The organism is Nocardia sp. CDC159, from assembly GCF_023740735.1.
GTDB classification, from domain to species: domain Bacteria; phylum Actinomycetota; class Actinomycetes; order Mycobacteriales; family Mycobacteriaceae; genus Nocardia; species Nocardia pulmonis.
Genome location: NZ_JAMRXH010000004.1, coordinates 290,087 through 303,800, shown reverse-complemented (window position 1 = coordinate 303,800; position 13,714 = coordinate 290,087). Strand labels below are relative to the sequence as shown.

The window sequence follows — 13,714 nt, the reverse complement described above, 5'->3', positions numbered from 1 at the left end:
AACAATCCGATCGTGTGCGGAGGATTACCCGGCTGACGCGAGAGGGGCCCTCGTGGACTTGAACTTTCCCGGTATCGACGGCCCGGTCGCCCAGCGGGGTATCGGCATCATCGCGCCCTTCGACCTGGCCCTGGAGCGGGAACTGTGGCGCTGGGCGCCGCTGGAGGTGAGCCTGCATCTCGCGCGCACCCCCTACGAGCCGGTACCGGTATCGCTGGAGATGGCCGAACTGGTCTCCGACGCAACGCATCTCACGGCGGCCACGCGCAATGTGCTGCACGTCGAGCCGGAGGTCATCGCCTATCTGTGCACCTCGGGCAGCTTCATCAAGGGGCTGGCCTACGAGAAATCGCTGTGTGACACCATCCGGCACGCGGGGGCTCGCGACGCGGTCACGACCTCGGGTGCGCTGGTGGAGGCGATTCACGCGCTGAAGTTGACGCGGCTGTCGGTGATCACCCCCTACGACGGGATCCTCACCGGCAAGTTGCACGAGTTCCTGGCCGAGGCCGGGTGCGCGGTGATTCGTTCGGACCATTTGGGTTTGGGCGGGGGCATCTGGAAGGTCGGCTATCGCACCATCGCCGAGCGAATCCTCAATGCCGACGATCCGCGCTCGCAGGCCATCTTCGTCAGCTGCACCAATCTGCCGACCTACGACGTGGTCGAACCGCTGGAACAGGCGCTCGGCAAGCCGGTGCTCACCGCGAATCAGCTCACCATGTGGGCGTGCCTGGGCCGGATGAAACTGCCCATGATGGGGCCGGGGCGCTGGCTCCGGGACGTCTTTTGAAGGGAGCGCGCATGGCAACTCCGACGATCGGTTTCATCTATCCCGACCACGCGGCCGAGGACGACTATCCGCGCGCCGCGGCGCTGCTGGACGTCGATCTGCGGGTCGCCCACATCTACGGGACCGATCTGCACGCCGTGCCCGAACTACTCGATCTGGGCAGTCCCGCCCGGCTACGCCGCGGCGCGGAACTGCTTGCGCCGCATCGGCCGAGCGCGGTGGTGTGGGCCTGCACCTCGGGCAGTTTCGTATTCGGGGCCGACGGCGCGCGCGAGCAGGAGCGCGGACTGGCCGCGGCGGCCGGGGTCCCGGCGTCGACTACCAGCTTCGCCTTCGTCCACGCCGCGCGGGCGCTCGGGGTGTCCGCGGTCGCGGTCTGCGCCAGTTATCCCGACGCGGTCGCCACGCTGTTCGTCGAGTTCCTTGCCCACGAGGGCATCCGGGTTGTATCACTGTCCAGCGCGGGAATCGATACCGCGGCCGAGGTGGGCACGCTCACCCCGGCCCAGGTGCGCGAACTGGCCCTCGCGAACGATCATCCGGATGCCGAGGCGCTGCTGATTCCCGATACCGCCATGCACACGATCGAGGTGCTGCCGGAACTGGAGGCGGCGCTGGGCAAGCCGGTGCTCACCGCGAACCAGGTCACCATTTGGGAGGGGATTCGCCTGGCGGGACATCCGCCGGGCGGCGAGCCGTACCTCGGCAGGCTGTTCTCGGAAAGGCTGACCCATGCCGGTCATTGAATTCGAGCCGGTGAACCGGCAGTCGACGGCGGAGATGATCGCCGACCGCCTGCGCACCGCGATCATGCGCGGTGCGCTGGCCCCGGGCGCGCAGCTGGTGGAGGCGGATCTGGCCGCGCGGTTCGACGTCTCGCGCGGGCCGGTGCGCGAGGCCATGCAGCGGCTGGTGTCGGAGGGGCTGCTGCACAGCATTCGCCATCGGGGCATCTTCGTCATCGAACTGTCCCTCGACGACGTCGTGGACGTGTACCGGGCCCGTACCGCGCTCGAGGGCGGCGCGCTCGAGTTGATCCTGGACGGCCGCCGCGAAATCGCCTACACCGCATTGGAACCCAGCGTCTCGGCCATGCTCGCCAGCGCCGCGAGCGGCGACGCCGCCGGGGTTTCCGACGCCGACCAGGCCTTCCACGAGGCGCTGGTGGAGAGCGCGGGCAGCCCGCGGCTGATCCGCGCCGCACGCACCCTGTTCATCGAGACGCGGATGTGCCTGGGCGCGCTGGAGACGACCTATGCCGATGTGCGCGATCAGGCGCAGGAGCATGTGGAGCTGCGCGAGGCCATCGGCGCGGGCGCTCCCGCCCGCGCGCGCAAACTGCTGGTCGAGCATATGCGCGACGCGGTGGACCGGCTGCGCGCCCGACCCTAGTCGCGCGATCGCCGGATTTCGCCCGTAGTGTGCGAATCGGCGCTGCTTGCCGATCGGCACGCCCTGGTGTTACCGCCGAGCGAGTGGAGTGACCGGTATGTCGGACGATTTCGACGGCCTGCCGTCTGCGGAGGAGATGCTGTCCTGGATCGAAACCATTGTGGCCCAGGGCATTCGGCGGCCCGGCTATCCGGCCGACGCGGCCGTCCGGGATTGGGCCGCGCGGCGGTTGCGCGAGTGGGGTCTCGAGGTCCGCACGGAACCGGTGGAGGTGCCCGCCTGGTATCCGGGCGAGGCGTCGCTGCTGGCCCGGCTGGACCGTGATCCGAGCCGGCAGGTCGCCCTGCGCGGATTTCCGCTGCCGTTCACCGCGCCGACCTCCGGCACGACCGGCCCGTTGGCCCGCCTGACCGACGACATCGACGCTGCCCCCGGATTTCTCGCCGTCGACGAGATCGGTCTGGTCGAGCTGCCGCAGGCCGCGCTCCGCGATACGGCGCTCGGCGCATACGATCCGGACCGCGAATTCGACACCCTCACCCAGACACTGCCCTTCACCCCACGCATGCAGCAGGTGGCCGAACCCGCCATGGCCGCCGGGGCCGGTGGCTACCTCGGCGCGACCACCGGATTCCCCTGGGACACCCGCGATTACTACGTCCCCTACGACACGGTGCGGCGGCCGATTCCGGGCCTGTGGCTGTCCCGCTCGGATTCCCTGCGGCTACTCGGCCTGATGGCCGAGGGTCCGTGCACGGGGCTGCTCACCGCGCGATCCGAGGTGCGCGCGGCAACCAGCGCCAATGTGGTCGCCACCCTGCCCGGCAACTCCGACCACTGGGTCGTCGTCGGATCACATCACGATGCCCCCTGGGCGTCGGCCGTCGAGGACGCCTCCGGCATCGCACTGGTACTGGCGGCGGCCGCCCATTGGGCACGGGTACCGCGATCGCGGCGGCCGCACAACCTGCTGTTCCTGCTCACCGCCGGTCATATGACCCACCATGCCGGTACCCGAGCCTTCGTCGAACGCCACCGCGCGGACCTGCTGCCCGAGGTGGTGCTGGAGCTGCATCTGGAACACGCGGCCCTGCACTGCCGCCCGGAGAACGGCGAACTCGTCCCCACCCCCGATCCGGAGGTCCGATGGTGGTTCACCAGCCCCGAATTCGCCGGGGTGGTGCTCGACGCGATCACCGCCGAGCGCCTGCGCCGTTCACTGGTGTTCGCCCCCGACGCGTTCTTTCCGGAGCCACCGACCGATGGCGCGCTGTTCCATCGCGCGGGCGTCCCGCTGGTCCAATTCCTCAGCGCGCCGATGTATCTCTTCGATTCCCGCGACACCATGGACAAGATCGATGCCGACGGCCTCGTACCGCTGAGCCGCGCGGCGGTGCGCATCGTCGCCAGCACCGCCGGGCGCACACCACCGCGCACCACCGCTTGATCCCGGCGCCGGCACGCCGGAATGCGAGTGAGCGATACCGCGGAACCGGGGGCATGGAAAATGCCGTCGTTTCGGATGCGCGCCCGCCGAATAGGGTGATCCCGCAAGCTCACAGCGAAGGGAAAGCATTGTCCATCAAGCGGATTACGTTCGCAGCGATCGCCGCGGGCGCGACGGCGGTGGCCATCGCCGCCGCACCGGCGACGGCACAGATCACCCTGGAACCGGCCCCATCCGATCAGGTCGCTCCGTCGGCGCACGAGGTCGGCAGCACCATGCCGGGCACGGGATCCTTCGACAGCCTCTCGTCCGGCATGCTGTGCAGGACGCTCCCCGGCAGCGACATCGTCATCTGCTAGCCCGGGTCGCCGTCGTCGCCCCGCGTCAGTCGATCAGGCCGCGGGGACGGACGACGAAGACCGGGGAGGAGCGCTTGCCCTTCTCCTCCAGCAGCGCAATGGTTTTGCCGTCGGCGGTGCGAGCGGCGTGCACGCCCTGTATGCCGATCGGGTCGAGCCAGCGGCCATCGCGCAGCGAATTCGCCTCGGCCTCGGTGATCTCCCGGTGCGGGAAGGCCAGTGCGGCGGCCGCATCGATGTCGAGGTTCAGGGCCGGCTCCTCGGCGAGCTGGTCGAGGGTGCGGGCGTGCTCGAGGGTGAACGGGCCCACCCGGGTGCGGCGCAGGGCGGTGAGATGGCCGCCCACGCCGAGCTTTTCGCCGAGGTCGCGGGCCAGGGCTCGGATGTAGGTGCCCGAGGAGCAGTCCACCTCGACGTCCAGGTCCACGAAGGTGGTTGTGCCGGTGTCGATATCGCGGCGGGCGAGCACGTCGAAGCGACTCACGGTCACCGGCCGGGCGGCCAGCTGTACGTCCTCCCCGGCGCGCGCCCGCGCGTAGGCGCGCTCGCCGTTGACCTTGATGGCGCTCACGGTGGCCGGCACCTGCTGGATATCGCCGGTCAATTCGGCTATGCCCGAGGTGATTTCGGCATCGTCGAGATGTCCGGCGGCGGTGGTCGCGACCGCTTCGCCCTCGGCGTCGTCGGTGATGGTCGACTGCCCCAGCCGGATGGTGGCGGTGTAGGACTTCGTGGTGAGGCTGAGCAGCCCGAGCATCTTGGTGGCCCGCTCCACACCGAGCACCAGCACCCCGGTGGCCATCGGATCCAGCGTTCCGGCGTGCCCGATCTTCTTGGTGCGCAACAGCTTTCGGCATCGGGCCACCACATCGTGACTGGTCCACCCGCCGTCCTTGTCCACCACCAGCAGCCCGCCCAGGGCATCCACCAGCGGGGTCCGCGTCTCGCCCATCAGCCGTGCGCGATCGCGGTCAGGATCAGCCCGTCGCTGATCAGCCAGCGGCCGTCGAACGAGGTCAGCGGCGCGCCCCCGTCATTGGTCCGTCCGGGTATCAGCAGTTCGCTGTGGAAGGTTCCTCCGCAACCGCTGTCGTCGACGGTGAAGGTGATGTGCGCGTCCTCGAAACCCAGCCAACGCAACGTCAATGGGAACCACGCCTTGTAGGTGGCCTCCTTGGCGCAGAACAGCAGACGATCCAGATGCAGCCCGACCTCCGGAATCGCGGCCCGTAACCAGTCCCGCTCGGGCGCCAGGCTCACCGACTCCAGCACCCCCTCGGGCAGGGTGTCGTGCGGTTCGGCATCGATACCGATCGAGCGCCAGCGCAGCCGATGCGCCAGCGCGGCGGCCTGATATCCGGCGCAGTGGGTGAGGCTGCCGACCACCCCGCGCGGGAACAGCGGCATCCCCCGCTCCCCCTTGCCGATCGCCACCGGCGGCTCGCCCAGCTGCTCCAGCGCCAACCGCGCGCAGTACCGGGCGCCGATGAAGTCACGCCGCCGCTTCTCCACGGCCTTCGCGATGAGATGCTCCTCACCCGGATGCGGCTTCAGCCCCTCCGGATATTCCAGCAACTCGGCCGCGGCCACACCCTCGGGCAGAATCCTGCCGATGATCCGCGCGGCGCCAGCCCGCTGTTCGATGACCGCCTCCTGACTCGATCCCTGCTTGCCATCCCGAGCCTATCGGAGCTCTCGAACCGGGCGTCCGGGCCCGCCCACCTCAGGCCAGGCCGCGGCGCTTGTCGGCCAGGCGGCGCATTTCGGCTGCGGCAGCGCGCATTTCCGGGGTGATCTTGAAGTGGCCGCCCCATTCGTTGAGGTCGCCCGGACCATATTCGGGGGCGGGCAGGATCTGGCGCAGCAGCTTGTCGGGCAGGCCGCGGCGTTGCCATTCGCGGGGGTAGCCGAGGGAGACCTCCTCGAAGCGGACCCCGTCGTAGTAGGTGGTGCGCGGGATGTGCAGATGGCCGTAGACCGAGCAGACGACGTTGTAGCTGGTGTGCCAGTCCGCCGTCAGATCGGTGCCGCACCACAGCGCGAATTCCGGATAGAACAGCATCCGGGTCGCCTCGCGCACCAGCGGGAAATGGTTGATCAGCACCAGCGGCGTCTCCGGCTCGAGCGCGTCCAGCCGCCGCTTGGTGTACTGCACCCGGGCATGACACCAGGCGTCGCGGGTCACGTACGGATCCGGTGAGAGCAGGAATTCGTCGGTGGCGACCACATTGCGTTCGCGGGCCACGTTCAGCGCCTCGGCCTTGGTCGTGGTGCCCTCGGGTCGCCAAGAGTAGTCGTAGAGCACGAACATCGGCGCCAGGGTCACCCCGCCCCCGTACGCCTCGGCGCCCGCACCCGTCCAGACCGGGAACGGATCCTCGGGCGTGAGCACGTCGAGGTCCCGGCACATCGCTACCAGGTAGTCGTAGCGCGCGGCCCCGTGCATCTGCACCGGATCCTTGGCCGTGGTCCACAGCTCGTGATTACCGGGCACCCAGATGACCGTGGCGAATCTCTCCCGCAGCGTCTTCAGCGCCCATCGGATGTCGTCGGAACGCTCCCCCACATCACCGGCGACGATCAGCCAGTCCTCGGGCGAGTCCGGGTGTATCCCCTCCACCACGGGCTTGTTGCCCTGGTGCCCCACGTGGATATCGCTCACCGCCATCAGCTTCGGAACCACCCGGACTACCTCTCTGCTAGTCGACCGCGACCTCGGAGGCAACCGCGGCACCCGATTCCAGATTCCCACGCCCACCGATCATGCGGCCAACCGAGGCACCTCGGCCCCCACCCGCGCCCAGCGCCCCGACAGCGCCCGCACACTCACCGCCACGAGTCGCAACACCATGAAGGCGCTCAGACCGCACCAGAGCCCGGCGATACCCCAGTCCAGCGCCAGCGACAGCCAGATCAGCGGGAGGAAACCGAGCAGCGCCGACCCCATGGTGGTGGTGCGCAGATATGCCACGTCGCCCGCCCCGAGCAGCACCCCGTCCAGGGCGAACACGACACCGCCGACGGGCAGCAGGGCGATGAAGATCCACCAGACCGCGTGCATTCGCTCCAGCACACCGGGATCGTCGGTGAACAATCGCGGGATCACCTCGTATCCGGCCGCGAGCACGACCGCCAGCACGACCGAGAACACCGTCGACCACACCGTGACCCGCCGCGCCAGCCGTTGCGCCCCCGGCGCGTCACCCGCCCCGAGCGCGGCCCCGGTCAGCGTCTGCGCCGCGATCGCGAGCGCGTCGAGCGCCAGGGCGAGGAAGGACCACAGCTGCATGACCAGTTGATTCGCCGCGACCGAGGCCGCGCCGAACCGCGCGGCCACCGCGACGGCGGATATCGTGCACACCTGGAACGACAGCGACCGCACGATCAGGTCCCGGCTCAGCACCAATTGCGCGCGGATCACCGGCCACCGCGGCGCGAGCGAAACCCGCTGCCGCACCAGCGCGTTCAGGAACAACCCCGCCGACACCACCTGCCCCACCAGATTCGCCACTGCCGAACCGGCCAGCCCCATCCGCGGCGCCCCGCACAGGCCGTGCACCAGGGTCGGGCACAGCACCCCCGAAATCGCCAGCCCCACAACCACATACGTCAACGGCTGGCGCGTCTGCTGCACCCCACGCAACCATCCGTTGCCCGCCATGGTCAGCAATATCAACGGCACTCCGAACGACGCGATGCGCACCCACAGCAGCGCCTCGTCGGCAATGTCGGTCCCACCCGCCAACACCCGCGCGATCGGCCCCGCGAACACCTGCAGCGCCACGACGATCAGGGTCCCCACCCCGATGGCCACCCAACTCGCCTGTACCCCTTCGGCCACCGCCCCGCGATGATCCCCCGCACCGTGTCGCCGAGCAGACCGCGCCGTCGTGCCGTAACTCAGGAACGTCAGCTGGGAACTGACCTGGGTGAGAATCAACCCCCCGACGGCCAACCCCGCCAACGCCAACGCCCCCAACCGCCCCACGACGGCCATATCGAACAACAGATAGATCGGTTCCGCGACAAGCACCCCCAGCGTCGGAATCGCGATCCCAAGAATCCGCCGCGGCCCCACCCGACCCGCGTCGACCGTCACCACCCCACTCACGCGTCCCTCCCGTCCGTCGTCGGATCGTCGCGATCACCATCGCATACGGCACCGACAAACATAGGACGATTAGCGGACGAACCGCCCGCAAGCAATCACACAGCATCGAGCGCCGTCCGGGACGGGACGTGCGCATGCGGCGACGGCGCCGAACCGTTCAGGCGCGCAGTTGCGCCAGCAGCGCCGCCACCAGATCCTCCGGCGTCCCCGCCGTCGTGTACCCGGCCGCGTAGCGATGTCCGCCCCCGCCCAGCCGCGTCGCGACCTCCGCGACATCCACACCGTCGTCGGTGCCGACCCCGCTGTCGCGGGAGCGCAGCGAGACCGTCCACTGCTCCGGGGCGGCACGCGATTCCTTGAATACGGCCGCGATTCCCGCCTCGGCCGTGGTCCGGATGACGTCGATGACGCTCTCGACCTCCTCCGAGCGCAGGCCGTCGAGATCGGCGCGGCGCACGAAGGCGTAGACCAGGCCGGCGCCCCCGGCCGCGGTGGGCTCGAGGCAGGCGGTGGCGAGGACCCGCGACAGCATGGGCAGCCAGCCGAAGGGATGGGTGTCCATGAGCGTGCGGGTAATCCCCGCGCCATCGATACCGGTAGCCAGCAATCGTTCGGCAAGTCGATGGGTGCCGGGTCCGGCCCAGCGGAAACACCCGGTATCGGTGACCAGCCCGGCGAACAGACAGTGCGCCACCGGGCGGTCGATCGGCTCGCCCCAGGCGTCGAACACCCGGGCCAGCAGGCTGGTCGTCGACTCGGCCGTATCGTCGATCAGATTGATCGTCCCGAACCTGGTGTTGGACCGGTGGTGGTCGAGCACCAGCGTGGTCGCCGCGCCGCCGATCCGATCGGCCAGCGCACCCAGCCGCCCCACGCTGCCGCAGTCGACCGCCACCAGCACGTCGACCTCGGGCGGCACCTCGGCGGGCGGCACCAGATACTCGATACCGGGCAGCGACCGCATGGACGCGGGCAGTTCGGCGGGCTCGGCGAAGGACACCCGCACCGGCACGCCACGCCGGGACAGCACCTGCGCCAGCGCCAGACCGCTGCCGATGGTGTCGGCGTCGGGCTGCACATGACACAACACGGTCGCCGACCGCGCGGCGGCCAGCACCTCCACGACCGCGGCGAGCTCCGCCGCCGGGGTAACTGCAGTCATCGCCAGTCCATCGTGACCACGGACGGTCAGTCGTCCTCGTCGCGGTCGGTCTTGTACGGATCCGCCTCACCGGCGTGCGTGGCGTTGGCCGCGACCTGGGCCACCCGCTCGTCTACCGCGCGGGCCTTGGCCAGCAGTTCCTCCATCTGCCGCGCCGCGTCCGGGACGGTGTCCAGGACGAAGGCGAGGGTGGGGGTGAACTTGATGCCGGTGGCGGCGCCGACCTTGGAACGCAGCACGCCCTTGGCCTTCTCCAGTCCCGCCGCGGCGCCCTCGAAATCCGGGTCGGCGGCCAACGACTCGCCCATCACCGTGTAGTACACGGTCGCTTCTCGCAGGTCGCCGGTCACCTTGGCGTCGGTGATGGTCACGAAACGCAGCCGCGGATCCTTGATCTCGTATTCGATCGCGTTGCCCACGATGGAAACGATCCGCTTCGCGAGTCGGCGTGCTCTGGCCTGGTCCACCATGGCCGACCCTCCTCACTCTTGCTCTACGGCGGCGAGATCGGGCGCGAGGCCCGGGCCTCCCGCCGCCGTGCTGACGGTTCAGTCTTCGGGTCCGAAGACGCGGCGGCGCACTGCCAGCAACTGTAACTCCGGACGCGCCGCGACGTGGCGTTCACATCGGTCCAGCACCTCTGTGAGATGTCCCATCCCGGAGCTGACCATGGCCACGCCCAGCAGTGTGCGCCGATATCGGTCGTGTTCCCCGCCCTCGGCCGCGCACACCCCGAAGCGCTGCAGTTCGGCCAGGATGGGCCGGACCACCGAGCGCTTCTCCTTCAACGAATGCACATCGCCGAGCAGGATGTCGAACTCCAATGCTCCGACGAACAACGGCTCACCTCTTGATGATTCGGCGACGCCTCAGGTGTGCCGGGTGAATATCCCTCACCCGGCACACCTTTCGGCACATCAGTCCCGCGGCTTCTCGCGAAGCTCGTAGGCCTCGATGACGTCGCCTTCCTTGATGTCGTTGTAGCCCAACGTCATACCGCATTCGAAGCCCTCGCGGACCTCCATGGCGTCGTCCTTCTCGCGGCGCAACGACTGGATCGTCGTATCGGCGACCACCACGTTGTCGCGGAGCAGGCGGGCCTTGGCGTTGCGCTTGACCGACCCGGAGGTGATCATGCAGCCGGCGATATTGCCGAACTTCGAGGAACGGAAGATCGCGCGGATCTCGGCGCGACCCAGCTCGACCTCCTCGTAGATCGGCTTGAGCATGCCCTTGAGGGCCTTCTCGATCTCGTCGATGGCCTGGTAGATCACCGAGTAGTACCGGATGTCCACGCCCTCGCGGTTGGCGAGCTCGGTCGCCTTGCCCTCGGCCCGGACGTTGAACCCGATGATGATCGCGTTCGACGCCGAGGCCAGGTTGACGTTGGTCTCGGTGACGCCACCGACACCGCGGTCGATGACCCGCAGCCGGACCTCGTCGCCGACCTCGATGCCCAGCAGGGCCTCCTCGAGCGCCTCGACCGTACCGGAGTTGTCGCCCTTGAGGATCAGGTTCAGCTCCGAGGTCTCCTTCAGAGCGGCATCCAGATCTTCCAGGCTGATCCGCTTGCGGCTGCGCGCGGCCAGGGCGTTGCGCTTGCGCGCGTTGCGCCGGTCGGCGATCTGCCGGGCGATGCGGTCCTCCTCGACGACGAGCAGGTTGTCACCGGCGCCGGGCACCGACGTGAAGCCGATGACCTGGACCGGACGCGACGGCAGCGCCTCTTCGACGTCCGCGCCGTGCTCGTCGACCATGCGGCGCACGCGGCCGTAGGCGTCGCCCGCCACCACCGAGTCGCCGACCCGCAGCGTGCCGCGCTGCACCAGCACGGTCGCCACCGGACCGCGGCCGCGGTCCAGATGCGCCTCGATGGCGACACCCTGGGCGTCCATATCCGGGTTGGCCCGCAGGTCCAGCGCCGCGTCCGCGGTGAGAATGACCGCCTCGAGCAGCTGGTCGATATTGGTGCCCTGCTTGGCCGAGATGTCGACGAACATGGTGTCGCCGCCGTACTCCTCGGCGACCAGGTTGTACTCGGTCAGCTGCTGACGGATCTTCTCCGGGTTCGCGCCTTCCTTGTCGATCTTGTTGACCGCCACCACGATCGGCACGTCCGCGGCCTGCGCGTGGTTGATGGCCTCCACCGTCTGCGGCATGACGCCGTCGTCGGCGGCGACCACGAGGATCGCGATGTCGGTGGCCTTGGCACCACGGGCACGCATGGCGGTGAACGCCTCGTGACCCGGGGTGTCGATGAAGGTGATCAGGCGGTCGTCCTCGCCCACATGGGTCTGCACCTGATAGGCGCCGATGTGCTGGGTGATGCCACCGGCCTCGCCCTCGCGGACGTTGGCCTTGCGGATGGTGTCCAGCAGTCGGGTCTTACCGTGGTCGACGTGACCCATGACGGTCACCACCGGCGGGCGGACCTGCAGATCGGACTCGTCACCGTCGTCCTCGCCGTAGGTGAGGTCGAAGCTCTCCAGCAGCTCGCGGTCCTCGTCCTCGGGCGAGACCACGTGCACGACGTAATTCATCTCCGAGCCGAGCAGCTCGAAGATCTCGTCGTTCACCGACTGGGTGGCGGTCACCATCTCGCCGAGGTTGAACAGCACCTGCACCAGCGAGGCCGGGTTGGCGTTGATCTTCTCGGCGAAGTCCGACAGCGAGGCGCCGCGGGCCAGGCGAATGATCTCGCCGTTGCCGCGCGGGAGCCGCACACCGCCGACGCTCGGGGCCTGCATCGAGTCGTACTCTTGCCGCTTCTGCCGCTTGGACTTGCGGCCCTTGCGGGGCGCGCCACCGGGGCGGCCGAACGCGCCCGCGGCACCGCCGCGACCGCCCGGACCACCGGGACGACCGCCGCCACCGCCGGGACGACCCCGGAAGCCACCGGCCGCGGGAGCACCCGCACCGGCGCCGCCGCCGGGAGCGCCGCCACCGCCACCGCGGTAGTTGCCGCCACCGCCGCCACCGGGACGACCGGCGCCGGGAGCGCCGCCCGGGCGACCCGGACGACCACCGCCGGACGGGCCCGGACGCGCCGCACGCTGCGGCATCGCACCCGGATTGGGCCGCGGGGGCATCGAGCCCGGGCTCGGCCGCGGGCCGCCCGGACGCGGGCCGCCACCCTGTGCGGCGGCCGGACGCGGACCGCCCTGGCTCGGGCCGGGACGCGGACCCGGCGTCGGTCGGGGGCCGCCCTGCGACGGACCCGGACGCGGACCGCCCTGACCGGGGGCCGGGCGCGGCGCCGGACGCTCACGCTCCGGAGCCGGGGAAGAGGAATACGGGTTGTTGCCCACCCGCGGCGCCTTGGGGCCGGGACGGGGGCCGCCGCCCGGACGCGGGCCGGAGTGGGACTGACCGCCCGAACGCTGCTGCTGGCCGGGGCGCGGGCCACCGGACGCCGGACGCTGCTGATCGGGCTGACCCTGCGCGGCCGGGGACGGCGCGGCCGGACGCGGCGCACCGGGCTTGGGGGCCGGGCCGGGCTTGACCGCGGGTCCGGGCTTCACACCCGAGGACTCGGGCCGGGCCGGGGCCTCGGACCGGGCGGCGGGAGCCGCCTCGGCCGGGGTCTGCGCAGCCGGGGTCGCGGGCTTGGCCTGCGCCGGGCTGGGTGCGGGGTTACGCGGGCCGGGACGAGGACCGGGCGTCGCGCCGGACGCGGGCTTGGCCGCGGGGCGCGCCTGGTTCTGACCGGGCTTCGCGGATGTCTTGCTGCCGTTCGCCGGGGCGGACTTCGAGGCGAACGATTCCCGAAGCCGACGGGCGACGGGGGCCTCCACCGTCGACGACGCCGACTTCACGAACTCGCCCTGCTCCTTGAGCGTTGCGAGTAGTTCCTTGCTCGTGACACCGAGTTCTTTTGCCAACTCGTGCACGCGGGCCTTGCCTGCCACTGCTCTCCTCACTGAGAGGTCGAGCGTGGCATCCGTCCGAGTGGGACGGTAAACCCGCACGACCTCCGGTTATCTTCGATGGCCGATCATCGCTGGTACTTCATCACGGTGTGCTCATGAGTGCTCGTGCCTGTTCTCCACGTAGTGCTCCAGGGCTGAGATATCCAGTTTTCCGGACACTCTTAGCGCTCTGCCGAACGCTCGGCGCCGAACTGCCGCGCTCAGACAGACCGAAGAGGGGTGCAACCAGGCACCCCTTCCGGGCAGTCTGTGCCGCGGATCGGGAACGACCGCAACACCGTCTTGCGACGACAGCGCCACGACCCGCAACAGATCGGCGGCCAGCTCGCGTTTCCGACATCCGACGCACGTCCGAACGGGTCCGGAGCGCGGAGAGGTCGAAGACTCGCGCTGAGCCTGACACCACTCTACCGCTGCCATGTCCCGATCTCCGCATCCAGCCCTCTTGTTAGTTACCAACATGTCATCCTGCCGCCACCTCGCGCGGGGGGCGAGCCGTTTTCTACCAGCACAAACCGGCC

The 13,714-nt window shown here is 69.7% G+C and carries 14 protein-coding genes; 5 read left to right on the top strand and 9 right to left on the bottom strand.

Annotated features, from left to right (window positions below; genetic code table 11):
* Positions 1–52: 52 nt before the first annotated feature.
* The 5 genes from NDR87_RS11395 to NDR87_RS11375 all read left to right on the top strand — a co-directional run bounded on the left by NDR87_RS11395 (position 53) and on the right by NDR87_RS11375 (position 3,991).
* A complete protein-coding gene (locus NDR87_RS11395) occupies positions 53–793 on the top strand; it encodes an Asp/Glu/hydantoin racemase (RefSeq protein WP_251911355.1) in 741 nt (246 codons plus the stop codon).
* Positions 794–804: 11 nt separating this feature from the next.
* Positions 805–1,539, top strand: coding sequence for a maleate cis-trans isomerase (locus NDR87_RS11390; RefSeq protein WP_251911353.1), 735 nt, complete (start codon positions 805–807; stop codon positions 1,537–1,539).
* Positions 1,526–2,185 carry a GntR family transcriptional regulator gene (locus NDR87_RS11385; RefSeq protein WP_251911351.1) on the top strand — a complete coding sequence of 220 codons (660 nt, stop codon included), beginning with the start codon at positions 1,526–1,528 and terminating at the stop codon, positions 2,183–2,185. The genes NDR87_RS11390 and NDR87_RS11385 overlap by 14 nt, the downstream gene beginning before the upstream one ends.
* 97 nt (positions 2,186–2,282) lie before the next feature.
* Entirely contained in the window at positions 2,283–3,632 is a 1,350-nt protein-coding gene (locus tag NDR87_RS11380; RefSeq protein WP_251911349.1) for a M28 family metallopeptidase, read from the top strand.
* Between the two features lie 53 nt (positions 3,633–3,685).
* Positions 3,686–3,991 (top strand): hypothetical protein, encoded by a 306-nt coding sequence (locus tag NDR87_RS11375; RefSeq protein ID WP_251911348.1) that lies wholly within the window; start codon positions 3,686–3,688, stop codon positions 3,989–3,991.
* Positions 3,992–4,016: 25 nt separating this feature from the next.
* On the opposite strand, the gene truB is transcribed toward NDR87_RS11375, so the two are convergent.
* The 9 genes from truB to NDR87_RS11330 form a co-directional block, all read right to left on the bottom strand.
* Positions 4,017–4,943 (bottom strand): tRNA pseudouridine(55) synthase TruB, encoded by a 927-nt coding sequence (gene truB / locus NDR87_RS11370; RefSeq protein WP_251911346.1) that lies wholly within the window; start codon positions 4,941–4,943, stop codon positions 4,017–4,019.
* The gene (gene npt / locus NDR87_RS11365) at positions 4,943–5,608 is read right to left on the bottom strand and encodes a 4'-phosphopantetheinyl transferase Npt (protein ID WP_251911839.1); all 666 of its coding nucleotides are present in this window, start codon (positions 5,606–5,608) and stop codon (positions 4,943–4,945) included. Before npt ends, truB begins: the two co-directional genes overlap by 1 nt.
* Positions 5,609–5,714: 106 nt before the next feature.
* The gene (locus tag NDR87_RS11360; protein ID WP_251911345.1) at positions 5,715–6,674 is read right to left on the bottom strand and encodes a metallophosphoesterase; all 960 of its coding nucleotides are present in this window, start codon (positions 6,672–6,674) and stop codon (positions 5,715–5,717) included.
* Positions 6,675–6,752: 78 nt separating this feature from the next.
* The gene (locus tag NDR87_RS11355; RefSeq protein ID WP_251911344.1) at positions 6,753–8,102 is read right to left on the bottom strand and encodes an MATE family efflux transporter; all 1,350 of its coding nucleotides are present in this window, start codon (positions 8,100–8,102) and stop codon (positions 6,753–6,755) included.
* 157 nt (positions 8,103–8,259) lie between these two features.
* Positions 8,260–9,264 (bottom strand): bifunctional oligoribonuclease/PAP phosphatase NrnA, encoded by a 1,005-nt coding sequence (locus NDR87_RS11350; protein WP_251911343.1) that lies wholly within the window; start codon positions 9,262–9,264, stop codon positions 8,260–8,262.
* A 26-nt stretch (positions 9,265–9,290) separates the two neighbouring features.
* On the bottom strand, positions 9,291–9,734 hold the full coding sequence (gene rbfA, locus NDR87_RS11345; protein ID WP_251911341.1) for a 30S ribosome-binding factor RbfA: 444 nt from the start codon (positions 9,732–9,734) through the stop codon (positions 9,291–9,293).
* Positions 9,735–9,812: 78 nt separating this feature from the next.
* Positions 9,813–10,103, bottom strand: coding sequence for a DUF503 domain-containing protein (locus NDR87_RS11340; RefSeq protein ID WP_251911339.1), 291 nt, complete (start codon positions 10,101–10,103; stop codon positions 9,813–9,815).
* A 78-nt stretch (positions 10,104–10,181) separates the two neighbouring features.
* Positions 10,182–13,172, bottom strand: a complete 2,991-nt coding sequence (gene infB, locus NDR87_RS11335; protein WP_251911337.1) for a translation initiation factor IF-2 — start codon at positions 13,170–13,172, stop codon at positions 10,182–10,184.
* Positions 13,173–13,286: 114 nt separating this feature from the next.
* Positions 13,287–13,613 carry a YlxR family protein gene (locus tag NDR87_RS11330; RefSeq protein WP_251911336.1) on the bottom strand — a complete coding sequence of 109 codons (327 nt, stop codon included), beginning with the start codon at positions 13,611–13,613 and terminating at the stop codon, positions 13,287–13,289.
* Between the last annotated feature and the right edge of the window lie 101 nt (positions 13,614–13,714).